Origin of the sequence: Paenibacillus agaridevorans (assembly GCF_018604145.1) — a bacterium.
GTDB lineage: Bacteria > Bacillota > Bacilli > Paenibacillales > Paenibacillaceae > Pristimantibacillus > Pristimantibacillus agaridevorans.
Genome location: NZ_CP075889.1, coordinates 4,459,542 through 4,485,312, shown reverse-complemented (window position 1 = coordinate 4,485,312; position 25,771 = coordinate 4,459,542). Strand labels below are relative to the sequence as shown.

At 45.9% G+C, this 25,771-nt stretch carries 15 protein-coding genes; all 15 read left to right on the top strand.

Translation table 11 applies throughout. From position 1 onward, the window contains the following. The first annotated feature begins 42 nt into the window (after window positions 1–42). The 15 genes from KJW29_RS18485 to KJW29_RS18415 all read left to right on the top strand — a co-directional run bounded on the left by KJW29_RS18485 (window position 43) and on the right by KJW29_RS18415 (window position 25,733). Window positions 43–939, top strand: coding sequence for a carbohydrate ABC transporter permease (locus tag KJW29_RS18485; protein WP_087568923.1), 897 nt, complete (start codon window positions 43–45; stop codon window positions 937–939). A gap of 9 nt (window positions 940–948) precedes the next feature. After that, window positions 949–1,767, top strand: a complete 819-nt coding sequence (locus KJW29_RS18480) for a carbohydrate ABC transporter permease (RefSeq protein WP_108991046.1) — start codon at window positions 949–951, stop codon at window positions 1,765–1,767. A gap of 34 nt (window positions 1,768–1,801) precedes the next feature. Next, window positions 1,802–3,472: a hypothetical protein gene (locus KJW29_RS18475; protein ID WP_214630914.1), complete on the top strand. Its 1,671-nt coding sequence runs from the start codon at window positions 1,802–1,804 to the stop codon at window positions 3,470–3,472. A 146-nt stretch (window positions 3,473–3,618) separates the two neighbouring features. Continuing rightward, window positions 3,619–3,804, top strand: a complete 186-nt coding sequence (locus tag KJW29_RS18470) for a hypothetical protein (protein WP_214630913.1) — start codon at window positions 3,619–3,621, stop codon at window positions 3,802–3,804. Window positions 3,805–3,835: 31 nt separating this feature from the next. Further along, window positions 3,836–5,131: a histidinol dehydrogenase gene (gene hisD, locus KJW29_RS18465; RefSeq protein WP_214630912.1), complete on the top strand. Its 1,296-nt coding sequence runs from the start codon at window positions 3,836–3,838 to the stop codon at window positions 5,129–5,131. Then, on the top strand, window positions 5,128–5,214 hold the full coding sequence (locus KJW29_RS36815) for an S-layer homology domain-containing protein (protein ID WP_373271279.1): 87 nt from the start codon (window positions 5,128–5,130) through the stop codon (window positions 5,212–5,214). Before hisD ends, KJW29_RS36815 begins: the two co-directional genes overlap by 4 nt. A 311-nt stretch (window positions 5,215–5,525) precedes the next feature. Next, entirely contained in the window at window positions 5,526–13,625 is an 8,100-nt protein-coding gene (locus KJW29_RS18455) for a family 10 glycosylhydrolase (protein ID WP_214630911.1), read from the top strand. A gap of 298 nt (window positions 13,626–13,923) precedes the next feature. Beyond that, window positions 13,924–15,699 carry a sensor histidine kinase gene (locus KJW29_RS18450; protein ID WP_214630910.1) on the top strand — a complete coding sequence of 592 codons (1,776 nt, stop codon included), beginning with the start codon at window positions 13,924–13,926 and terminating at the stop codon, window positions 15,697–15,699. Window positions 15,700–15,701: 2 nt separating this feature from the next. After that, window positions 15,702–17,336: a response regulator transcription factor gene (locus KJW29_RS18445; protein ID WP_214630909.1), complete on the top strand. Its 1,635-nt coding sequence runs from the start codon at window positions 15,702–15,704 to the stop codon at window positions 17,334–17,336. Window positions 17,337–17,488: 152 nt separating this feature from the next. Then, window positions 17,489–19,186, top strand: a complete 1,698-nt coding sequence (locus tag KJW29_RS18440) for an extracellular solute-binding protein (RefSeq protein ID WP_214630908.1) — start codon at window positions 17,489–17,491, stop codon at window positions 19,184–19,186. A 75-nt stretch (window positions 19,187–19,261) separates the two neighbouring features. Continuing rightward, window positions 19,262–20,161, top strand: coding sequence for an ABC transporter permease (locus tag KJW29_RS18435; RefSeq protein WP_214630907.1), 900 nt, complete (start codon window positions 19,262–19,264; stop codon window positions 20,159–20,161). 17 nt (window positions 20,162–20,178) lie between these two features. After that, window positions 20,179–21,057, top strand: a complete 879-nt coding sequence (locus tag KJW29_RS18430) for a carbohydrate ABC transporter permease (protein ID WP_214630906.1) — start codon at window positions 20,179–20,181, stop codon at window positions 21,055–21,057. A gap of 227 nt (window positions 21,058–21,284) precedes the next feature. Then, window positions 21,285–23,999, top strand: coding sequence for a cohesin domain-containing protein (locus KJW29_RS18425; protein ID WP_214630905.1), 2,715 nt, complete (start codon window positions 21,285–21,287; stop codon window positions 23,997–23,999). Window positions 24,000–24,081: 82 nt separating this feature from the next. Then, window positions 24,082–25,110, top strand: a complete 1,029-nt coding sequence (locus tag KJW29_RS18420) for an S-layer homology domain-containing protein (RefSeq protein WP_214630904.1) — start codon at window positions 24,082–24,084, stop codon at window positions 25,108–25,110. Window positions 25,111–25,622: 512 nt separating this feature from the next. Then, window positions 25,623–25,733 (top strand): AAA family ATPase, encoded by a 111-nt coding sequence (locus KJW29_RS18415; protein WP_214630903.1) that lies wholly within the window; start codon window positions 25,623–25,625, stop codon window positions 25,731–25,733. Window positions 25,734–25,771: the final 38 nt, after the last annotated feature.

Genomic DNA, 25,771 nt, shown 5'->3' with positions numbered 1-25,771 from the left:
GAGGTGTTCTCCCTCGACGGCTTGCTTACATGGAGTGAGATTATGATCGACAAGCCCTTTCGTCCCGACAGAATCCGATATTGGTTAAAAGCTTATTTTTTTATCGTTCCTTCGCTCCTGTTCGTCTTGATCTTTCTCTATTATCCGATGCTGACTTCCATCTATCATTCCTTTACGGACTGGAATTTAGCTCAAGCGGAATGGATCGGTTTGGACAACTATATTCGCATGTTTAACGACAATACGTTTCGAATCGCGCTATCCAATCAACTTCTTTTTACCGTCACGGATATTGTCAAAAGCATCGTATTCCCCTTATTGGCGGCGGAGTTGATTTTGTCCTTGCGCGAAACGAAGCTTCAATATCTGTATCGTACGGGTTTCGTGATTCCGATGCTTATCCCCGGAATTGTTTTCGTTCTGATCTGGCTTTCCGTTTACAACCCTTCCAACGGATTGCTGAATCATTTCTTGTCGTTCGCAGGTCTGAATTCTCTGGCAAGGCCGTGGCTCGGGGAGAGCGACACCGCGATATGGGCCGTTATTCTCATGGGATTTCCTTATATCACAGGTTTGCCGTTTCTTATCTTTCTCGCAGCGATCGGGGGCTTCAACAAGGAAATTATCGAATCGGCCAGAATGGACGGCGCCAAGTTTCGGAATATTTTTCTTAAAATGCATCTGCCGTTGCTCGCGCCGCAGTTCAAAGTCGTGCTTCTGCTGACGATCATCGGCAGCTTGCAGGACTTTGTGCGAATTATCGTACTGACCGGAGGAGGACCGGGAGTATCGACCACGGTGCCGTCGCTCATCATGTACAACTCGGCCTTCAAAAACTCCAATTATGGATACGGCAGCGCGGTCGGCATTTTCCTGTTCGTGAGCATTCTCCTCCTAACGCTGTTGGTATCAAAAATTTTCAAGTCTGAAAGAGAGTGAATCCGGGCTATGAGAAATTACAGAGTTGCGGAAGTCGGCGTCGTTCTCAGCCTTTCGGTTCTACTGCTACTTACCCTTGTTCCGTTTGCCATGCTATTGTTCCTTTCGTTCAAAGATCATCTCGATATTGTGATCGACTTCTGGGGAATTCCGGGAGAGATCAAATGGGAGAACTATTCTACGGCCTGGAGCGCCGTGTCCGGGAGCATCGGAAACTCTCTGTTCATTTGCTGCGTTACGGTAGCCGGGGCAGTCCTCATTAGTTCGATGGCCGGTTACTCTTTCGCCCGCAACCGTTTCCCGGGCAAAGAAATCCTCTTTATGCTTATTATCAGCGTGATGCTGATTCCGTCCATGTTGAATATCGTTCCGCTATACGCGATTATTTCACAGTTAAATTTGACGGACTCTTTCTGGGGCTTGATTTTACCCTATATATCGGGAACGCAATTGGTCGGAATCATTCTTTGCCGGACATTCTTTCAAGGAATTCCGGAAGAGCTGTTCGAAGCTGCGCGAATGGACGGCGCCGGAGAAGCTTATTTGTACTTGCGCATCGCGCTTCCCTTGAGTATGCCAGTTATTGCGACCCTGGGGATCATTACCTTTATTAGCGTTTACAGCGATTACCTATGGCCGCTGATTATATTGAAAGAGCCTCATCTTACTTTTACGATCCAAGCGGTTAATATGACGACCAATGGCAGGCCGGATCTCGGATTATCCTTCGCCGCCTATATCATCGGCAGCTTGCCGATGATACTGGTCATTATGTTCGGTATGAAATATTTCGTGCAAGGAATTACGTCGGGAGCGCTTAAATCTTGAACCCGCTGCAGAGAAGAGAGGAGAACGCTACTCAATGGCAAATTTGAAGTTCAAAATCGGATTGATCGGAAGTCCCGTCAAGTTTGTCTCATGGACGGAGGAGACGGTAATGTCCATGAAACAAATCGGATTTAACGCTCTGCAGCTGAATATCGCCTGGGGAGGGCGTCCGCACGACGAACCGTTAAATTTGGAGGACGTCGTAGCGTTATCCGGCGAAGCATCGCTTAAATACGAGCAGAAGATTCCGATAGGCGGCGATTCCTCTTCGGGCGCATGGGAGCGGCGAAGAAACGATCTCAGAGAGCGTATACGGTTATGCAAGCAGGCGGGAATGCGCTCCATTTTCCATTTTGGCGCCCCTTACAACGGACAGGATGGTTATCGAGATCTGCCCCTCGAAAATTGCTTGCTGGACGGTGTAACGCCCGACAGGTATGTAGCTCTGCTAGAACGGTTTAACGAGGAGTTTCCCGGGGTTGACGATCTGTTGCTCTACACCTACGATCAGGACGCTTGGCTGTGCAACGAGTTCGGAAACTGCGAGTCGTGCAGGGGAATTCCTCTGGATGAGCGCGTCGTCCCTTTCGTTAATCTGCTCGCCCGAACATGGAAGCGGCTGACCGGAGGACGTCTTTGGTGGGAGCCATGGGAATTGTCGGCGGGACAGGTGCTTAAGTCGATCGAGAAGCTAGACGCGGATTGCGTCAGTCTGGCGCTGCATTCGAATATTGCCGAAGTTACCGTTACGCTTCCGGTAGACCGTTTTTTGAAAAATGCCGCCAATCTTGCGGTCAAACGGAATATCCCGTTTGTCGTGGAAGGGTTCTTTACTTCCGCAACGGAGGAAGTCGAGCCTTACGAACATATCGCTTACCCGCTTGTCACCTTGCGCCAGCTCAGGGCGATAGCCGGTACTCCCGGCGCAGTGGGGATTAAGGAATACTTCGGCATAGATATGATCAAGCCCGATCCGAATTTACGGGTTACGGAGCTGTTCTTTCGGAATCCCTGCATCGGGGACGACGAAGCGCTGGAGAAGCTTGCCGAACCTTACGGGATGGCAGCAGAAGAAATGAAGGCTTTCTGGCGTCTGAGCTCGGAATCGTTCGAGCTGTTTCCGTGGGATGTCTCCTGGTTTGTCCGCAAAATCGGTCTTTGCGACGTGTCGCATTCCATGACTGCCGCGTTTATCCGGGGGCAGCAATGCCATACCCCCTCATGGGAATCCACGCGTAGGTCGATCTTCATGAAAACCGACGATCTTGAGCCGGACCCTTGGATGATCGAGGATATTCAGCTTCGATGCAAATTGAGCGCTGAGCGGGCGGAAGCGGCCATTCAAACAGGACGGAATGCTCTTGAAAGGGTTTCCGCGTCGCTTCGAGACGTATTAAAGAAAAACTTGGACGAGTTAGACGGTTTCCAAAGACGGGCTATGTCCTATGCGTATCATTTACGGGAAACGAATCTGGTTCGCATCATTCGCTCTTATCGCGAAGACCATCGGGAGGTGCCGGAGCGGCTTCTTGCCGAACTGACGGCGTTATTGAAAGAGGATCAACAAAACCAACGTTCGGCAGAACCGATTCAAACCGTTCTGGGGATGCTGGAGGAAGATTTGGACGAATTTCTTGATCGTTACTTTCTTATGCCCGATCGGAACGACTGGGTGAAGGGACCGCACAGCTTAACCTCTCGCTGAATTTATAGCGTTATGACATGAGAACGCTCATGATCCCCAGTGGCAGTCCCTATGGCAGTACTAGAAACGATGGGAGCATCCTGACTGGGTGAAATGGTCGGCGGAAGCGCTGCGAACGGGACATGGGGGGCGGAGATTTCTTCGTCATGCAGGAGTTTGTGTCATCCATTCAGGAACAAAGAAAGCCGGCTATCGATGTCTACGACGCGGTTACCTGGAGCTCGGTATTTCCACTATCCGTTCAATCCGCAGCTAACGGCAGCATTCCCGTGAAGTTTGTGGATTTTAAGCTTCGAACCGGCTCTCGAGCTTCTTCGGGAAGCGAGCGTTGATACAGGTCAGAATGAAGGAGGATCATTGCAAATGGCAAAGTATCTGAAGACGGGAAAAAGCCAAGCGGAAGCGGAAGAGCAGGATCAGAGGGTTTACGAAACGGTGTGCGACATTCTTAAACAGGTAAAAAAGAACGGAGATCAAGCGGTGCGCGGGTTCTCCCGGCATTACGACAATTGGTCTCCAGAGCAGTTCAGACTGAGCCGACGGCAAATTGACGAAATCATCGCCAAAGTACCCGAGCAAACCAAGACGGACATTCGTTTTGCTCAGGATCAAGTACGCAATTTTGCAGAAAAACAACGAGCTACAATCCGCGATCTGGAGGTAGAGACGTTGCCCGGAGTCGTTCTGGGGCATCGCAATATCCCTGTCAATAGCGTGGGTTGTTACATTCCGGGCGGACGATATCCGATGGTGGCGTCCGCCCATATGAGCATCCTTACCGCCAAGGTAGCCGGTGTGAAACGGGTCATTTGCTGCACGCCGCCGATAAATGGCGAAATTCCAGAAGCCACGGTTTGCGCTATGGATTTTGCGGGAGCGGATGAGATTTATATTGTCGGCGGAGTGCAAGCGATGGCGGCTATGGCGCTGGGCACGGAAACGATCGAGCCGGTGGATATGGTTGTCGGTCCGGGGAACGCCTACGTGGCCGAGGCCAAGCGGCAGCTATACGGCCAAGTTGGCATTGACCTGTTCGCGGGCCCGACGGAGGTAATGATCATTGCCGATCATACGGCGGACGCGGAAATGGTAGCCTGCGACATTCTCGGTCAATCCGAGCACGGGCCGACTTCGCCCGGGGTACTAATTACGACTTCGGAGCAGCTTGCGCATGAGACGTTGCTCGAGATCGATAGACAACTTATGACTTTGCCGACTGCGGACATTGCAAGCGTGGCCTGGAACAATAATGGGATTATCATAGTGGTAGACAGCTTGGAAGAGGCTGTAATTGAAGCAGATAAGCTGGCCTACGAGCATGTGGAGGTGCTGACCAAGAATCCTCGATATTTCCTGGAACGCCTGACGAACTACGGCGCATTGTTCTTGGGGCCGGAAACGAATGTGGCCTACGGGGACAAAGTGATCGGCACCAATCATACGCTGCCGACCAGAGGAGCGGCAAGGTATACCGGAGGGCTATGGGTAGGCAAGTTCCTCAAAACGTGTACCTATCAGTCGTGCACATCGGAAGCAAGCGCACTGGTCGGCGAGTATGCCGCCAGATTGTGCGAGATCGAACGATTCATGGGGCATAGGGAGCAGGCGCTTCTGCGCGTACGCCGATATGGGCGTTCCAAGTTGTCCGCATCGAAGTGAGTTTCCAAGCAATTGTTCAGGGTTACTCGGATGGCAGCGTCCAACCGGATCGCGTCATCACCCGTGCAGAGTTATATAACTGAGCCGCATTTACCTTCTATATTTGAGCCTAAGCGTGTTAGCGCTTGGGCTTTTCTTATGCAACGGATGCCGCATTCTGCAGAGTAGGGCGAGTTGTCTTATAATTTTATAAGTCGAAATAAAATTTCATAATAAAATATGTTTGTGAAATTTATTGACGAAACATTCGAATTTGTATAATATTCAGATAGGATCCGCAAAGCGATTTAAGCTGTCGAAGTTACTATATAGGGAGGGATCGGGAAAAGAAATAAGGCGAATCTATTCAGTGGCTCGGAGAGAAATACCAAAATGAATAAAAGGAGCAGTGAAAATGAATCGTTTATCTGTGCGGTGTAAAGCAATATGCAGCTGGATGCTTATCGTAGTCATGCTAACATCCATGTTACCTGCTATTCACGTTTCGGCGGCGGGGGTTACTCCTCCGGATTCAGATGCATGGACACCCTATCAACAGTACTTAAACTCGGATGTTTCCAAGAAGGAAGATATGCGTGCGACTTGGATTGTAACCGTTTACAACTCAGACTGGCCATCCTCGGCATCATTAGCTATTTCTGATGCTACAGAGAGGGTGGAAAAGCAAAAGCAAGAACTAAGCAATATCTTGGATGCGGCAGTTGCCAGCAATTTGAATGCAGTTATGTTTCAGGTTCGCTCCTCTTCCGATGCGCTATATAAATCTGATCTAGTTCCCTGGTCTATCGTTATGACAGGGACACCAGGCGGCGATCCAGGCTTTGACCCGCTTGAATATGCAATAAATGAAGCACACAAGCGTGGAATAGAGCTGCACGCATGGTTTAATCCATATCGTGCTGCAACTGCGGTCAATGATGCCATGGTTGCTCAACTCAAGGCACTGCCAAAGAGTATTTTCAACACTCATTTTGATTGGATTAAAAAAGCCTATGATGGTGTGTATGTAGTAGATCCAGGCATACCTGAAGCACAAGCATGGATAGCGGATAGCGTTATGGAAGTTGTAAATAAGTATGATATTGACGGCGTTCATTTCGATGACTATTTCTACCATGAGGGCAAAGCCTATGATTATGATGACAAAGCTACATTTGAAAAGTATAAGGGCGGTTTTACCGACATAGGCGATTGGCGAAGAAATAATACATACAAACTTATCAGCGATCTTTCCCAAAAAATTCGTTCTGCAAAACCCTGGGTACAGTTCGGGATAAGCCCTGCCGGCATGTGGGCCAATATGAAAGACGGGCATGTTAACGGTTCTCCAACTGCCGGTGGCGGACCTAACTATGATAGGAGCTTTGCAGATACATTAAGATGGGGGAACGAGGGGCTGATTGACTACTTGACCCCACAGGTTTACTGGCCCTTTGGCCGTGATGTGGCTCCCTACGGTGTAATAGCAACATGGTGGGCGGATCATCTTACAAATCCCAATACCAAGCTTTATATGGGTATGGGATTGTATAGGGTAAATGATACAACCAATTCAACTGAAACAGCATTTTTAGATCCCTATGCCAAAGATGAGATTATCAGGGAGATACAACTCAATACAAACTATAGAAGTGAAATGACAGGCCGCGGGATCGATGGTTCATTCCTATACCAGGGCAGCAATATTGTTCCAGGTTCAAAAATTTATAAAAAGGAAGCTGTAGAAGAAGGAGTAAGAACCGCTTGGGCGAATAAGGCTATAGCTCCAAAATTGACCTGGAAGAGCAGCGTTGCTCCAGCGATGCCCACAAACGTTACTGCCGAGGCTGTAGATGGCGTTACACAAGTTGCATGGACATCTAGTGATGAAACAGACAGCACGGCCTATTATGTGATTTATAGATTTGCTCAGGATGAAAATCCTGATACATCAGATTCAACGAAAATTATTGCAGTTGTTGGCAAGACTATAACAAGCTATACCGATACAGCTGTATCCGATCCAAGCAAGGTACAGTATGTTGTCACTGCACTTGACCGCCTCCATAACGAGAGCTCGCCAAATGCACCGACACCGGTTAGTGCAATCGATGCAGACCTTACTACTGCAGTCGGTACAGCCCCGGTTCTTCCTGTATCCGTAAAGGTTAATATGACATCAGGTTCTCCGGCTAATATGATGGTAAAGTGGGAGAAGATAACGGACCCTAATCTTTATTCCGCTGCCGGAAATAGCTTTGATGTAACCGGGACAGTTATTCATACTAACGGAACACTAACAGGAATGACTGTTAAAGCACATGTTTCAGTTGTTGCACCGGCTATAAAATATATGAATCCTGTAATTGTAAGAACAGAACAAAATACGGCTCCGGTATTTCCAGCTACCGTAGATGTCATATATACAGACCATACAGTTTCGTCACTTCCTGTTATATGGGAAACACCGGATCCTGAAGATTACAAAAACGCCGCACCTTTCAATGAATACAGAAATCCAAGCGTGAAAGGCATACAGGGAATAGTTGATGGAACTAATCTAAAAGCAGAAGGCAACTATATCGTATATCCGGCAGTTAACGTATATGCGCCCATAGCTGTTACAACCCGGGTGGGAATACCTCCAATACTTCCCCCTAGCGTTAATGCCACATACACTGACGGTACAAGCTCAAGTGTAGCAGTAGTCTGGGATGATATTCCGGCGGAAAACTACGCTAGTATGAATAACTTTACCGTTAAGGGAACAGTTGAAGGTGCCGCAATGAAGGTAGAAGCTGCGGTAACTGTTGAAAGTGCTGTAAACATAACAAGCATTGATCCGGTATATGTGAAGACAGGTATCGGCGTAGCGCCAAAGCTTCCAAATACCGTTAAGGTCACCTATGATGATGGCACGAAGGACACTGTTTTAGTAACCTGGCCAAGTGTGGATCCGGCTGTTGACTGCTTAACGACACACAGATTTACGGTTACAGGGACAATAAACGGTACATCCACTACTGTTACGGCTACAGTTGAAGTTGCTGCAGTAATCGTGCTGGACGACTTTGAAAATGGGGTTGTTAACGGCGGCGCTGCCCAGAGCATGATAAGGTGGACAGGCGACAGTGCCAGCAGCACACCGCCAACTTTGTCCTATGATACCGCTATAAAGCATAGTGGAAATAGTGCCTTGAAGGTTGACTATAAGTTATCCAAAGTTGCAGGTACTGCAAGCGCTTATGTTCGACCGAACCAAGGTACGGGCCTTGTGTTTAAACCCGGGGAAGTACCGCAAAAGATCGGTTTCCGGGTATATGGAAATAATGTTACAACTTTTGCTCTAAGGGCAGAGTTCCGTGCAGGAATTACTGCCGGTTCCACTAATACAAATCAAAACATTTCTAATACGCTGAATTTTACTGGATGGAAGTATCTGGAGTACACGGTGGCTCCGTCCTATCAAACTACGGGCCTTACTATAACGCTTATGCCCGGTATCGTTGCCACATCAACCAATGATAAGGTGGACAGCACCATTTATATCGATGATCTTGTGGCTGTTTATGGAAGCGAAACAAAGGATACGACAGAAATAAGCGGGGCAATTGCAGCTGCGCAAAGCCTTTATGACAGCACGACTGCCGGTACGGGCCACGGGCAGCATCCTTTATCGGAGCGCATGGGGCTTTATGCCGCTATTGAGGCTGCAGCTAGCGTTATGAACAATCCTGCAGCCGTTATGGCAGATCTTTATAGTGCTACCGATTTGCTTAACTCAGCAGTGGATGCCTATATTGCTGCACAGATTGTAAGCGAGCGGCATCAGATCATAGAGGACTATGAAGACCATGGCAGCGGAAAGAGCATCGTTGACTGGATTAATGATGGAGGAAGCACTAAGCCCACTATTTCATATAATAATGATCCCCATTACGTGAAAAACGGAAATCGATCATTTAAGATTGATTATAATTTTGCGGGAACTACCGGGACAGCCAGTGCTTATGTAAAAGGTGCATCCTACCCTAACCAAAAATTGAAATTTACCGGAGAGAATACACCAAACAAAATCGGTTTTTGGCTTTATGGCAATGATGAGACGATTTTCAGCTTACGTGCAGAAATAAGAAAGGCAGACGGTACTTCAGCCACAACTGCCAATTTCTTACCAGCCAATTCCGTGATGAAATCAGGCTGGAATTTTGTAACCTATGATGTACCACAAGCAACTTTTAATGCATCAACGGGCCTTTTACTAAATATTATGCCTGGATTAGTTGAAACCTCTGCTGCTGGGAGAGTAAACAGTACGATCTACATGGACGACCTTACTGCAATATATAATGTAACTCCGGCTGCAACATTAAATAAAACAGCACTGATAGGAGCTATTGCAACTGCAAAATCCTTACTTCTTGGTGCAGTGGAAGGGACACAGGGAGGCCAGTACCCTATAGGCTCCACAGCAATTTTGAATGATGCTCTCATTGCTGCACAATCTTTGGTAAGCAGCACAGTACAGTCGGATATTGATCGTGCAGCAGAAACTTTAAATGCTGCAGTTAACACCTTTAAAACTTCACAAATTCCGCTAATTGATATTCAAGGTTTAAAAGCTGCGATAGATTCCGCAAAGGCAAAACATGATCTTGCAGTTGAAGGAGCACTGCCAGGACAATATCAAAGCGGAGCCAAGGCAGCACTGCAAGCTGTGATAGATGCAGCAAACACAGTATATAACAATGCAGGTGCAACGCAAGGAGATGTTGAAGCGGCAAAAACGGCATTAGCACAAGCTGTTGCTGATTTTGACGGAATGGTAGTTTCGCCTTTAGTGACAATTGATTTAGATGCTGCGATAGCAAAGGCTAAAGCTCTGCATGATGGAGCAGATGCAGGAACAGAACCCGGACAATATCCGCAACAATCAATTGATGATTTGGCATCGGCAATAACGGCTGCAACAACGGCTAAAGCTGATGCAAAAACCCAGTCAGATATTGATCGTATATTAAACGATCTAAATGCTGTAATTAAAGCTTTTGAGGATGCAATGGTTCCATTAAATGTTGATAAAACTGAGCTGAATATGGCTATAGCAGATGCACAGGCCAAGGTTAATTCAACAGTAGTAGGGACACTTGGCGGACAGTATCCGCAAAATGCAAAAACGGCTGTTACAACCGCAATTGCAGCGGCACAAGCAGTTGTAGGCGATATTCATGCTGACCAGGTTGCTATTGATGTTGCTGTAGCCGCATTAAATACAGAAGTAGCAAAATATCTTGCAGCACGAATAGCAGCTCCATGGGATAAGTATAATGTTCCAGAGGAAACACCGGTAAACAAACGCGAGATGCGTGCTGCCTGGATAAGCACTGTTGTTAATATTGACTGGCCATCAACGGATTCATGGAAGATTGAAGACACGCAAGCCCGTGCGGCGGTGCAAAAAGCAGACCTTATAAAAATTCTTGATGATCTTGCAGAAACAGGCGCCAATGCAGTGATGTTCCAGGTAAGGCCGACATCAGATGCATTTTATAAATCAGAGCTTGCGCCATGGTCCTACTGGCTGACAGGAAAACAGGATGTCGATCCGGGATTCGACCCGCTGCAGTTCGCAATTGAAGAAGCGCACAAAAGAAATCTCGAACTGCATGCGTGGGCTAACCCATACCGCGTTTCCATGCCGGCGGCAATGTATAAGGACGAATCAGGAAAGCCTTTATCGGACTTAAATGCAGTCGGAAATATGTTGAGCCAGGTGCCGGATAGTATCTATGCCAAGCATCCGGAATGGATAAAGATTGGCACAAGCCGCTTTGTCCTTGACCCGGGAATTCCAGAAGCTGCGAAATATGTTGAAGACTCCGTTATGGAAATAGTCGAGAATTACGATATAGACGGAATACATTTTGACGATTATTTCTATGTTGGCAGCAATGGCGGTTTTGATGCCGGGTATAGTGATCAGAGCACATATGATACCTATGCCGACAAAACCGAGTTTCCGAAGATTGAGGATTGGCGCAGAAATAACACATATACACTGGTTAAAAATCTGCATAATAGAATAAACGAAGCAAAGCCGTGGGTTAAATTCGGGATTAGCCCGGCAGGCGTATGGGGCAACAAGAAAGACGGACATCCGGATGGTTCTGAAACTTCGGCCGGAATACCAAACTATGACCGTGCTTATGCAGATACTAAGAAGTGGGTATTAGAAGAAATAATCGACTATATAACCCCGCAGGTGTACTGGACATTTGCAAATTCGGCTGCAGGATATGGAGTTGTTTCATCATGGTGGTCCGATTTGCTTGAAAACAACCCTGATGTACACACACAGCTATATATGGGTGTAGGTTTGTACTGGCTAAATCCTGTTGAAGGAACTACTGATAAGTTTTGGAATACCCCGGGTGTTGGGGATCAGGAAATTGCACGCCAGCTTAAGTTTAATGCTGCAAACCCCAATATAGACGGTACTATGATTTTTACGTATAACTCATTGAAAGTTAATTCTCCTAACGCTGCTTCCGCTGCATCACTTATTAAGAACGACTTATGGGCTACCAAAGCCCTTATGCCGGCAATGCCGTGGAAGGGTGGAGTTGCACCTGAAGCTCCGGTATTAGTAAGTGCGACATTTGAAGACGGGAGCCATACAATTAGCTGGCAGGATAATGATGAAAATACAGCATACTATGCCGTTTATCGTTTTGAAGATAATGAGGCTGTAGACATTAACAATCCTGTTAAACTGATTGCTAAAGTTCGTAAGAGTGAGACAGGTCCGCAAAGCTATACGGATCAGACAGGTCAACCAACTAGTAATTATGTTGTGACTGCATTAAACAGGCTGAGCGATGAAAGTATTCCGTCAAATGAAAGTACTCAATCACCAATAATTGACACATCTTCATTGGACAGCGAAATAGTAGCAGCTGTGGAACTAATGGATAATGCTGAGGTTGGTACAGAAGCCGGGCAGTATCCGCAAGAGGCAATAGATGCCTTAACTGCTGCAGTAAGCATTGCATCGGCTATAAAGGTTAATGCAAAGACCCAGGAAGAGATTGATCGTGCAGCGGAAGGCTTGAAAGCCGCAGTAGAAAGCTTTAAGGCTGCACAAATAGTGGATCCGAATATTAAAGTCGAGGAAGTAAGCCTTGATCAAGAAACGCTTCAATTAAACGTTGGCGGTGTTTACCAATTAAAGGCGACTATCACTCCATCGGGAGCAGCTAATAAGAATGTAACATGGACATCAAGCGATGATGGAATTGCAGCAGTTGATAACACCGGCAAGGTTACAGCAATAGCAGAGGGTATAGCTGTTATCACAGTGACAACCGAGGATGGAAATAAAACCGCAACCTCTGTTGTAACTGTAAGCATGCCATCAGAGACAATCGATACAACGGAATTGGATAATCAACTCAAAATAGCTGCAGATTTAAGAGACACGGCAGGAATCGGTACAAATCCCGGACAGTATCCGCAAAGTGCAAAAGATGCCTTGGAAGCTGCAATAACAGCTGCATTAACGGCCAAAGCGGATGCAAAGACCCAGGAAGACATCGATAGTGCAACTGTCAACTTAAGAAGTGCTGTAGCAAGATTTATTGCCGCAAAAATACCAGTACATGAAGTGATATATGTTCCGATACATGTTACAGGTGTAAGTCTGGATAAGCAGACATTGGAACTGAATATTGGCGATGAATCTCAGCTGACAGCAACTATTAGGCCAAGTAATGCCGACCTTAAGCAGGTGACTTGGAAATCCAGCAACGAAAATGTTGCGATTGTTGATCGTGCAGGTAGAGTTGTAGCAAAAGGCAGCGGCACGGCAATCATCACAGTAACAACCACAGATGGAAATATGACCGCAACTTGCGTTGTAAATGTAAGTGCTCCGGTAACGGAAGAAGAGGAACCTAAGCCTGAAGAGAACGTTGAAGTCAAATTTAGCGACATTCTAGGCCACTGGGCGGAAGCAAGTATTAAACTTGCAGCAGCAAAGGGCATTATCAGCGGCTATGCTGACGGCACATTCAAGCCGAAGAGCGAGGTTACCCGCGCCGAGTTTGCAGTCATGCTGGCTCGCATGCTGAACTTGCAAGGAAACGGAGCCGAGCTGGAGTTTAACGATATGGCAGCCATCGGCTCGTGGGCGAAACAAGGCATCGCTCAAGCTGTGGAAGCTGGAATCGTGAAAGGCTACTCCGATGGCAGCTTCAGACCGAACGCGAAGATCAGCCGCGTCGAGATGGTGACGATGATCGTGAATGCGCTTGGTTTCGCCGACAATTCCAAGGCAACAACTGTATTTGCGGATGACGCCGAGATCCCGGCATGGGCTAGAGCGGCAGTTGCAGCGGCTGTTGAGAACGGGCTCGTTCAAGGCGTCGGCGGCAACAAGTTCGCTCCGAATCAAACGGCAACAAGAGCCGAGTCGGTGGTCGTTCTGCTTAGAGCGCTAGAGTTCGCAAGTAAATAAAGCTGAAATCGATCAGTAAAACCAGGCCCCCGGCAATTGAGCCGGGGGCCTGGCGATTTCTCATGGTAGATGTTTATTCGTGAGCGGAACATAGTAATGATCTTAACAGGTGGCCCTTTCTAGAATCTTTTGAAGTAACTCCGTTGATAGAAGATCGTTTATTAACATTTGGTAACCAGAAGTCAATAATAGTCACGAGAATACAAGAGTTCATATGCACGCCTCCGCAGGGTTAGGAGAACATCGGACGAATTAATAATGATGCCTAATACAAACAGACACAAAGGAGGGTTCCCTTATGAAAGTATTTTCTGCGCTAAAAAACCTGAAAATATTTCCCAAGCTTATAGTTTTGTTCTTGATTACGATTATTCCTTCATTGATTGTTACCCTTCAATTATTTCGATTTGGGGCGGAAAGTGTGCGCAAGGAAATTTGGAGTTCGATGGAGAATCGGGTTCATTTTAATATTGGTTCCCTGGAAGCGGAGATGGAACGATTAATCCGGTTGCACACGCAATATGCGTTAGATATTGATATTGCGAAATTAAGCAGTATGTCGACGATTCTGCCCTATTACGATGTTATGCAAATGCAAAAAAGGGTTCAGAATAAGCTTTGGATTTTGGAAACCTCAAGTTTGTATGTCAGGCAAGCAGAGTTGTATATTCCTCAGATAAGTAAAACTCTCCTTTCGGGAAAGGATATTGCGCCTATGACGGATTCGGAAGTTAAAGAACTTCAGAGACTGAAAATTGGACAACTGTCGCCTCTTGTTTATTGGCATGGCAAGGTCATATTGAGCACGATCTACCCGGATCCCAACCTTTATACGGTTTCCCCTCCATTATATATACTTCAATCGGAACTTGATCAATTCGGCATGAAAAATTATTTGCACCGGACTCTTGGAGATTCCGGAGGCGGCACTATGTTATTCAGTGACAATGAAGATTGGAGGCTGGGGGCGGGGAACTTGTCCAATGGATTAAATGAAATGATTATTAGCTATGTGATGGAGCAGCCGGGAGACCATCTGTCGGGCAGGAGCGTCATGACATTGGACGGCTATAGTTATTATATTGTCTATGAACGTTCTGAACTTTTAAACATGACGCTTACTTTATTTATACCAGAAGAAAACGTAATGGGACCTATGCATCGTTACCGCAGCTTGTTTAGCAGTCTGTTTGCCATAGCGCTTATTGCCGTTGTCGGATTTTCGTATTGGATTTTTCGATCGATCCATTCTCCTATTCGCCGGATGGTTCAAGCGTTTCGCACGGTAGAAAAGGGGGAATTGAATGTAAGTATATCGCATGGAAATCAGGATGAATTTCAGTATTTGTATGGGCAGTTTAATCTGATGGTCAGCAGGCTCAGGCAGTCGGTGCAGGATATCTATCAATCACAAATTATGGCGCAACAATTGGAGCTGAAGCAATTGCAGTCGCAGATTAATCCGCACTTCTTGTACAACACGTATTATATGGTGCATCGCATGGCGCGTATGCATGATTTGGATAATTTAGAACGAGCCACGCAACATTTGGGGGATTATTTCATTTATATCACCAGAAATGCATCCAATGAAGCGACAATAGGTCAGGAGTGGAAGCACACTCTTTCCTATCTGGAAATTCAACAAATGAGATTCCAGAATCGAATTGCGGCCACGCTCGTTTGCCAGACCGCTTATTTGGAAGACATACGCATACCGAGGCTTATCTTCCAGCCTCTTGTCGAAAATGCCTATCAACATGGTTTAAATAACGTGATTGAAAACGGAAAAATCATCTTGTCGCTTGTTGATGATAAAGATAGCCAGTCTATTATCTTTTCAGTGGAAAACAACGGAGAGGTATTAAGTACTGAAACCATCGACAATATACTTCGTCAGCTTGATCAGCCTTCCTTAGGATCTTCCGATCATACGGGACTGATCAACGTACACAAGCGAATCAGACTTAAGTTTGGAGAGTCCTGGGGGGTCAATGTAACTGCTGGAGCAATGGGAGGACTAAAGGTATCTTTGCATTTGCCGGCTGACTGGAATTCGAATGGAGGGAAATAACGATGCGGCGTATACTAATTGTCGATGATGAATTCTTTATTTTAAATGGATTGATTGCGATGGTGAAAGAGGCCAATTTTGACAATTTGGAAGTGTTCAAGGCTGCCTCCGCACGCGAGGCTCTGGAATGGCTGCATCGCACAACAATAGACATCGTGCTGACAGATATTTGCATGCCGGCCATGGACGGTTTGGAACTGCAGCGTTATATTAAGCGGCACTGGCCCAGATGCAAGGTCATTTTTCTAACTGGACACAGCGATTTTGAATATGCAAGAGAGGCGATTCAGCAACAGGCTCTGGATTACATTCTTAAGACGGATGGAGACGAGTCTGTTCTGAAAGCAATTAACCGTGCGTTGGATGAAATTAATGACGAGTTCGTCAGAACAGAGCAATTCGATCAGGCACAGTCCCGTTTTTTGGCAGCATTGCCGAGTTTGCAAAATGAGTTTTTGATGGAATTGCTTCAAGGTGAGAAGACGGGGAGAGGGTTAAAGGAGCAATTCGAGGAATTAAATTTATCGTTTGCCCATAATCGCTCTATCTGGCTTGCAATCGCTCGCGTAGACGAGTGGTCAGATTACAGAGAGTCGGACAAGCGATTGCTGATGTTTGCGGTACAGAACATCGCGCAAGAACACTTGCGCGGTTCATCCATTGAAAAGTCGTTTGTTTACGAAAAAAATTATATAGCCTGGGTGATTCAATTTGATGAAAGGGAAGAGGAACTGGAACGAATAAATGTATCGCAATTTACCCAGGGCACTTTCGAGCGAATTCAGCAGTCCTGCAAGAATTTGCTTCGCCTGACCATTTCTTTTGCCATGACGAGTTCATGCTTCGAATGGCCGCAGCTTGCAGCTCGGCACGATATGTTAAGAGGATTGTTGCGCAAAGGGTTTAGTCTAGGCTATGAGTTGCTACTGACAGAGGCCGACGGCGTGCACGGTTTTACCGACAACGCGATCGATGACACCAATGATAAAAAAGTAAGAAATATGATCGATGAATTAGGTGTGCTTATAGAGAGCGGACAAAAGGATGAATTTCGAAAAAAGCTTATTGAGCTTTCTAGAGCCAGTCTGCCCAGTGGGAATGAGGAATTGAAGCTGATGGCGGCTTATCGGTTGATTTCGATGATGATGACGGTTTTGGCGGATGAAGGGCTGCTCAAAACGATGATGGCATTGCCGGTGATGGAACTGCTGCTGAAGGCTGATGTATACATGAATTGGGAGCAAACCATTGATTTGACTCTAGAGCTTGGAGATGAAGTTTTTTCGAGAAAAGAGTCTAATAATAAGCAATATGGCAAAAGCATGGTCCATCGCATTAAACAATATATTGAAGCGAACTTGTCGGGGGATTTGTCTCAGGTGCGGCTTGGTGAAGTGGTGGCATTGACCCCTTCATATTTGTCGCGTTTGTATAAGCAGACTGCCGGCGAAAGTTTGTCGGATACCATCATGGCAGCACGACTGTCAGCCGCTACCGAAAGGCTGAAAAATTCGGATGACAAGGTGCAGGATATCGCATCCAAGGTCGGCTTCGAGTCGGCTGCCTATTTCTCGCGTTTTTTCAAAAAGACAGTTGGCTTAAGCCCTCAGGAGTATCGCGAGCAATCCCGCATGTAAATGCGGGATTGCTCATCGATATGATCAATTTCACGAAAAGAGGTAACGGAAGTGCAAGAATAGTCGAAATCCTCCAATTTCGCTTTTTAACGTTCGCTTCTATACTAAATATCAAGAGAGCTCTCTTCTAAATCATTCACGGGGGAAAGAACATGAAAATAACGAAATCGCTTTCTATGGGGCTTGCGGCTGTACTTTTGGTTGTGTCTATTTTGTCCGGCTGTAGTTCCAATAACGCGTCGAACAATGCTCCGTCCGATAACGGCGCTTCACAGCAGCCATCCGAAAGTTCGACGCCAAGCCAATCGGCACAGCCTGTCGATCCGCTCGGCAAATACGATCCGCCGATTGAAGTATCCGTAATCCGGCCTTACGACGAAAATACTAAATTCGTTGAAGGTGAGTCTGCCGCAGACAATCTGTGGACGCAGAAATACGAAGAAGAACTTGGCGTTAAAGTCAATTACTCATGGACCTTGCAAGGTCCGATTGATCAATATTATCAGAAATTGAACGTGGCGATAGCGAGTAATGACTTGGCCGATATTATGGTGGTGAACAGCGGTCAAATGAAACAATTGGCTGAAGCGGGGCAACTGGCTGATCTGACAGATATTTTCGAGAACTATGCATCTGACTTCACCCAAAAAATGTTTGCTGACGATGGCGGTCTGGCGCTAAATTCAGCAACGTTCGGCGGCAAGCTGTTGGGCCTTCCCCGTCTGGGAGCGGATATTGATGAAGTTCCGCTGCTGTGGGTTCGTAAAGATTGGCTGACGAAGTTAAACCTTCCGGATCCCAAAACCATGGCGGATGTTGAGATGATTGCTGAAGCGTTTGCTTCTCAGGATCCTGACGACAACGGCAAGCCAGATACGTACGGATTGGCTTTGTCCAAAGATCTGAATGGCGGTTTTCCCGGTTTCGAAGGCTTTCTCAACGGATATCATGCTTATTACAATACCTGGTTAAAAGACGACTCCGGTCAGCTCGTAAACAGCAATATTCAACCGGAGATGAAGACGGCGCTTGCCGCGCTTCAAAAGCTGTATTCGCTCAAAGCCATTGACAAAGAATTCGGAACGAGAGACGGCGATAAAGTTGCCGAGGCAGTTATCAACGGTAAGCTTGGCATGTACTATGGCGCCATGTGGACGCCGATCTGGCCAGTGCAAGATGGCAGAAATCTTGATCCGACTATGCAATGGGAGCCCTATATACTTCCATCTGTAGACGATCAACCGGCCTTTGGCCAAATTCCATTTGATGTGCCTAGCGGTCAATACTATGTCGTAAGAAAAAATGCCAAGCATCCTGAGGCAGCGCTGAAAATGATGAATTTCTTCTATGACTTTAACTATGTGAAGCCGCCGCAGGAAAAAGACCCTAAATATGAAGGCATTGAAACCTTCAAATACGTTATTCTTGCAGGCGCTCCGATTACAGAGAACCTGGATGTATATCGCAAAGGCAAGAGTCTGATTGAGGCGAACGACATCGAAGGCCTGAAAAATGCAAAAGAAGGACAATTGGCGGTTACAGCCAAATATCTTGAGGGCGATGAACAGAGCTGGGGCTATTATAAAGTATTTGGTCCAGAAGGCAGTTACAAGGTCATCGAAGAGATGTTGGAAAAAAATCTGTTCCTGCGCAGTGAGTACTACGGGCCGCCTACTCCGACAATGGGCGAAAAGAATAGCACGCTTGATACGCTTGTAAAAGAAACGTTTACGAAGATCATTATGGGTGCGGCAAGCATTGATGAATTCGATAAATTTGTTTCCGATTGGAAGAAACTCGGCGGCGATGACATTACGAAGGAAGTAAACGAATGGGCCGCATCGAGATAATAAAAAACTAGATGATAGAAGAGGGAAAGAAATCAATGGTCTCTTTCCCTCTTCTATTCCAAGGGGAGAGAAACCATGCAAGCCAAAAGAAAATATCAACAACTGCCGTTGCATTTCATGCTTCTTCCCGGACTAGTATTGATATTGATTTACAGTTATGTGCCCTTTTTTGGATTATCGCTTGCTTTTGTGAAATTTTTGCCAGGTCGGCCTCTGTGGGATAACCCGTGGGTCGGATTAATGCATTTCGACAACGTGTGGATGATGCCGAACTTTATACGTGCGCTGGGCAATACCTTTTACATAGCGTTTGCCAAAATCGTAATCGGTCAAATTGTCCCGATCGTAGTTGCGTTGCTGCTTAATGAATTGCGCAAAAACTGGCTGAAACGCGGCGTTCAAACGCTGATCTATTTGCCTCACTTTCTATCATGGATCATCTTAAGCGGAATTCTGATTGACATATTGTCCCCGTCACATGGCATTGTCAATCAGGCACTGGGATGGCTCGGCATCAACCCGATTTATTTTCTCGGGGATAACCGATGGTTTCCCTTCACGATTGTTATAAGCGATGTCTGGAAAGAATTTGGATTCAGCACAATCGTGTATTTAGCTGCTTTGACCTCGATTAATCCGGCACTGTATGAGGCGGCATTAATTGACGGCGCCAATCGTTGGAAGCAAACCATATATGTCACATTACCGGGCATGCTTCCTATTATTGTGCTTTTGGCTACGTTAAGCCTGGGCAATATTCTCAATGCCGGCTTTGATCAAATCTATAATTTGTACAGTCCATCCGTTTATGAAACGGGCGATATTATCGATACCCTTGTGTATCGGACAGGACTCGAGCAAGCGCAATATAGTCTTGCCACTGCTATCGGTCTGTTCAAGTCCGTCGTTTCGCTTGTCATGGTATCGTTATCCTATTTGTTGGCGTATCGTTTCGCAAATTATCGAATTTTCTAGCAAGGAGGCGGCTCGGTTTGAAATCAAGCATCAGTTACCGTGTGTTTAATCAAATCAATATCGTATTTCTGTCCATTCTTGCACTGGTCTGTATATTGCCGCTTGTGCACGTCTTGGCATTGTCATTCAGCAACAACAGCTCAGCCGCCGCTGGACTGGTGAAACTGTGGCCTGTGGGTTTTACGACGAATGCCTATGAATTCATTCTTCGAAAACCGGAATTTCTAAATTCTATCGTTATAACCTTGCAACGCGTAGGCTTGGGAACAGTGATCAACCTGCTGCTTACTTTATTGGTTGCTTACCCTTTATCTAAAGAATCGTCGGTGTTCAAGTTCAGAACGCAATATGCCTGGATATTCGTTTTTACGATACTGTTCAACGGCGGTTTAATCCCATGGTATATGACCATCAAGTGGACCGGCATCATGGATACCTTGTGGGCGCTTGTACTGCCTGGCGCTGTGCCGGTGTTTAATGTCATTCTGCTGCTCAACTTCTTCCGGGGGGTGCCCAAAGAGCTTGAAGAGTCGGCCTCCTTGGACGGAGCCGGACATTGGACGACCTTATGGCGTATTTATGTGCCGTTATCGACTCCCGCAATTGCCACTATTACCTTATTTACCATTGTCGGTCACTGGAATTCATGGTTTGACGGTCTGATTTTGATGAAAGTGCCCGAACATTTTCCGTTATCGACATACCTTCAAACCATACTTGTTCGCATTGATCTAACCTCGATGTCGGGCAAAGATTTTGAAATTTTAAGGGATGTGTCTGACCGTACCGCCAAAGCGGCACAAATTTTTTTGGGAGCATTGCCTATTATTGTAGTCTATCCCTTCCTTCAGCGTTACTTTGTAAAAGGCATTGTGCTGGGCAGCGTAAAGGGGTAATGACGGGACTTGTATCAGCCAAAGGGCCATTCATAAGTATTGCCTGACTATATTCGTAGAGAAGTATGGGGCTGGTCCCAAAGGATACATGAATTGTAGCCTTTGGGGTGCTGGTCAATTATTCCCTGGCAAGATAGTCTTAAACTATAAAAAGAGGTGAGTCCAATGTAGCTTATTGTTGAGATCAATAATGAAAGCGTTTACAAAATAATTTAGGAGGTATTTGAATGCCAAAAACTCTTTTAAAGTTTGTATTGTTGGTTACTTTAGCTAGCTTTATAGGGCTGGGGCTGCCCTCACTTCAGGCGACTGCCTCGAGTGCTAACCCGTTCCCGATAGGAATATATCTTCCTCCAGATGAGCCCACAACCGCTAATTATCAAGAGATAAAAGATATGAATGCAACTTGGGTGCTTAATAATGAAAGCAACATTGCGAAGAATGATGCTTCAGTAGAACAATGCGAAGCAGTTGGATTAAAATGTATGGTACTCGATACAAGACTCATCATGTATCCATTCACTGTCGAGCAAACCATTGCGGACGAAGAGTGGCTTCTAAGCAATAGCAGTTCATTGGGACAAACGTTTACCACGACATCGGATGCTTTCACAGCCATCAATACCATCGAATTATTTATCGATAGATCGGATTGGACGGAAGAAAGCACAGCTACATTGAGCATATATGACTCTCCGGCTAAGACAACTTTAATGGGGAGCTCAACCGTTTCAGGATCTTATGGTGAGGATTATTCCATTTTTAAAATTTACAAATGGTTTTCTCCAAATACAACCTATTATATGGAGCTAACTAGCGATACCCTAACACCTTTTGGAGTGAAACGGAGTGCATCGGATGTATATGAGGGAGGAACGGCTTATGAGGGGGGCGTTGCCCAAAGTAACCGTGACATGTGGTTCAAGATAAATTACAATCATAAAATTTATGAAGGTGCTCCTCGTCCCACAACAGCACTTATTGATGAAATTGCGGATCGATATAAGACAAACCCTGCGCTTATGGGGTACTTCATTGTAGATGAACCTTCGGCAAAAGGAATGACAGGGATTCAGGCCACGATGGAACGTTTCAGACAGGCCGACCCGGATCATATGACATTAGCTAATCTGCTTCCCAACTACGCTCCTGAAGAAGCTCTCTTTCGCGAATCGCACTCAGGGGATTATGTAACACCAAGCCAATCCTTGGGACAAACATTTAAGACAAATGCGGTAACGACATCTATTTCAACTATACAATTATTTATAGGCGGTCAATGGGATGCTGGTGAAACAATAACGCTAAAATTATGGGATTCTCTAGCTAAAACAACCCTTTTGGGCGAGGATACCATGGGAAATCCAAACGCAAGCGTCGTCAGTTACCCGAAATTTACAATTAATGCGACTGTCAGCCCTGATACAACCTACTATTGGGAGCTTACCCATAATGGAGGAGGGAAGAACTTAGTTGGTTGGGTTGTTTATGGTGAGAATGGATCAGACTGGGAGAAGGATGGGACTGGATATAAAAACGGCATATCCATGAACAGTGACTTCTGGTTTACGATTAATCAAGACATTGTGTACAGAAGCTATGAGGATTATGTTTACCGTTGGGCCAATAAACGTCCCGACGTTCTAATGTTCGATTATTATCCTTTCAGGCTGGGCAGCGGAATAAATGAGAATGGTTACTATAATAATCTGGAGATCATCCGCAGGCAAGCGCTGGCAGCCAAGATCGATTTCTGGTCGTTTATCCAATCGGTCGCTGAGCTGGGAAGCCTTAGAAAGCCTAATGAAGCAGAATTAAGGTACCAGGTTTATACCAATCTTGCCTACGGCGCTAAAGGTATTAATTATTTTACTTATAGAACTTTAGCGAGCGCCGGAATTGCGGATGCACTCCTGCTTCCTGACGGCACAAAAAGCCCATTATACTATTACGCCAAAAATCTTAATGCAGGCGTACTAAAACTTGGGCCGACCCTGCAAGGGTTGAAGTCGGAGGCCGTATATCATACGGGGAATCGACCGCAGGGAACCCAGGCGGTTCCTGCTGATTTCTTCTGGCAGCCGGCTGATTCCAGCCAGCCGATGATAATCAGCTCGTTTACTAATGAAAGCGGCCGCAAATATATTATGGTTGTGAATCGGGATATTGTAGATTCTCGAATGATTTCATTCTCGATACCGACCAAGCCTGGCTCAGTGAAAGAAGTTTCGAAAATCACGGGAGCAGAAACCAGCACAAATTACAATAGCATGGCTGGAACCCTATCGGGCAGCTTTGCTCCGGGGGAAGGCAAATTGTATGTGATGGACGATGAGTCCGGCGATACGAATGTAACTTCTTTAACAACTGGGGCGAATTCGGTTTCAGGAAATACTGACTTTACGGTTATATATGGACTGGATAGCGTAACTCACGATATTTATGCTCAAGAAATTAATTTGGCGTATGATCCTGCAACTTTAGAATTTATTTCTGCGGCATCGATAAAAGAGGGGGTTAGCCTTCTCGAGATTGTGAAGGAACCCGCAGGGACCATTCGGTTGATCCTCGCCAGTGAGGGGCAAGAAAATGCGGTTACAGGCCAAGCACCGATCGTGGAGATCAAGTTCAGATCGAAGTATGTGATGCAGGATACGACAAGTGAAATTTCGATAACAAACGCTGTTTTGGCGGATAGCCAAGGCATCGAATATACAGCGGCTTTGTCCTCGATCAACATTCAAGTTACAGTTGATGGCATCTTTGGCGACTTCAATCACGATAATAAAGTGACAATAGGCGATCTAGCTGTACTGGCCGCCAATTACGGCAAGGACATAAGTAGCCCCGATTGGGAGCAAGTGAAGAAAGCGGATTTGAATGGAGACGGCAAAATCGACATTGAGGATTTAGCTGCATTAGCCAAGAAAATTTTAGGATGAGGCATGTGTCCAAACAGGAGGAATCTTCCTCCTGTTTGGCATAAGGAAATAGTAGCAATTAAGTAAGGGAGGAAGAAGGATCTTGCACAAACGGATCGCTCTGCTAATGATCATGTTATTCTACTCGTCTATGCTGTTCCTGACAATGGCAAACGCTGAAGCAGCATCGATTTTTCTGTTAGACGCAAGCAAACCAGCTGATGGAAAAATTACGATGACAATGAGTGGACAAAACATCGTTGATTTATATGGATATGAAGCTAGATTCTCTTTTGACCCTGACAAGCTTGAGCTGTTGGAGGACAAATCGAATTTGAAAGGCTTCTCGGTTTCGCCCATTATCAAAAACAAGGAAATTATTATCGCGCATACCAAAGTCGGCGATGTACCCGGAGAAAGCGGGAATGTTACAATAGGCACCCTAACGTTTAAAATCAAGAAAGACGGGAAATCGACTGTAAGATGGGACTCTATCAAAGTGGTAAATAATAATTTAAAAAGCACAACGTATACCGTGGGGAAAAGTATTGCTGTGAGTAGACCGATGAGTAAAACGTTCGTAGATTTGGCGGGACATTGGGCTAAGGAAGATGTCGAACTGCTCGCTTCGATGGGGATTATTGAAGGTATGGATGATACGCACTTTATGCCGGATGCAATGGTGACAAGGGCGCAATTTGCGGCGATGATAACAAGAGCGTTAAAGCTTGAAACGGTTGCCTTTCAAAGTCCATTTACTGATGTGTCACCCGATTCCTGGTATGCAGGGGTTGTAAGCGGTTCTTACTCTGCCGGAATCGTCAAGGGAATGACGGACAATAGCTTCAAACCAGAGCGGCCTATTAGCAGGGAAGAAATGACGGTGATGCTGGTGAGGGCTGGCAAATATATGTCCGAGGAGACCTTTAAGGAATTAGGCTTATCTGCTTCAATAGGCTTTGTGGATGTGCATCAAATAAGCGAATGGGCGATTAAGGAAATTGAAACTGCTGTTCGAGTAGGAATCATTAATGGCAGAGACAACAAAAAGTTCGTTCCGCAGGGCCAGGCAACTAGAGCGGAGGCCGCTGTGGCGGTGAAGAGACTGCTATTCGAATTAGATGAGCTTTAAGAAGGACAATAACTTAAGCGTTAAGAAAGTCAAAGATACTCGCGGCAAAAACTGGCGAAAGAATTGCTTTAAATCATTGTTCGTACGGGGCGGTGTAACTACTTTCACCATATAAGTCAGCGTTACCTGCTCCTACCGAACATTATTGAGGTGTAAAGTGTGTATACTATGACCATTCACCTGCAAAGGGGGGAACTGGATTGTCTAAACAGCAAGGGCATGGTGTCCAAAATACAACAACTCGAACGTCGGACAAAAAAGGCAACAAAAACGGGAAAAAATAGTTGGGTTTAAGCTTAAAGTCGTCTCTCAAAAGCAGCTGTTTGTTAGCTGCTTGGGATGGCTTTTCGTTTTTTTGACGGAACATAGGCTAGTTGCTGAGAAGACACTACAACATTTATTTGTTGGTTCTAGTGTTGATGGGATACAATTTGGACTGTCTCCCGCGACTGATATCTTTATTGTTCAGCACAGTCGGCTTTTTTGCGTGAAAGTGAAAGGAGAAATGTTCGATGAGCAAAGTAGTTGCCCTAGCCAATCAGAAAAGAAGCGTCGGCAAAACGACAACAGCGGTCAACCTCCTTTTGCCCGAGTGCGAAATTCATACATTTATCAGAGATTGATAGATCGTCAATAAGAGTATTGACTGGCTCCCCCCATT

Bases quoted from the DNA above. Each gene is read 5' to 3' on its own strand.
- KJW29_RS18440 (WP_214630908.1), top strand. From the start codon at position 17,489: ATGAAAATAACGAAATCGCTTTCTATGGGGCTTGCGGCTGTACTTTTG.
- KJW29_RS18480 (WP_108991046.1), top strand. From the start codon at position 949: ATGAGAAATTACAGAGTTGCGGAAGTCGGCGTCGTTCTCAGCCTTTCG.
- KJW29_RS18470 (WP_214630913.1), top strand. From the start codon at position 3,619: ATGCAGGAGTTTGTGTCATCCATTCAGGAACAAAGAAAGCCGGCTATC.
- KJW29_RS18415 (WP_214630903.1), top strand. From the start codon at position 25,623: ATGAGCAAAGTAGTTGCCCTAGCCAATCAGAAAAGAAGCGTCGGCAAA.
- KJW29_RS18455 (WP_214630911.1), top strand. From the start codon at position 5,526: ATGAATCGTTTATCTGTGCGGTGTAAAGCAATATGCAGCTGGATGCTT.
- KJW29_RS18445 (WP_214630909.1), top strand. From the start codon at position 15,702: ATGCGGCGTATACTAATTGTCGATGATGAATTCTTTATTTTAAATGGA.
- KJW29_RS18475 (WP_214630914.1), top strand. From the start codon at position 1,802: ATGGCAAATTTGAAGTTCAAAATCGGATTGATCGGAAGTCCCGTCAAG.
- KJW29_RS18425 (WP_214630905.1), top strand. From the start codon at position 21,285: ATGCCAAAAACTCTTTTAAAGTTTGTATTGTTGGTTACTTTAGCTAGC.
- KJW29_RS18485 (WP_087568923.1), top strand. From the start codon at position 43: ATGATCGACAAGCCCTTTCGTCCCGACAGAATCCGATATTGGTTAAAA.
- KJW29_RS18450 (WP_214630910.1), top strand. From the start codon at position 13,924: ATGAAAGTATTTTCTGCGCTAAAAAACCTGAAAATATTTCCCAAGCTT.
- hisD (WP_214630912.1), top strand. From the start codon at position 3,836: ATGGCAAAGTATCTGAAGACGGGAAAAAGCCAAGCGGAAGCGGAAGAG.
- KJW29_RS18435 (WP_214630907.1), top strand. From the start codon at position 19,262: ATGCAAGCCAAAAGAAAATATCAACAACTGCCGTTGCATTTCATGCTT.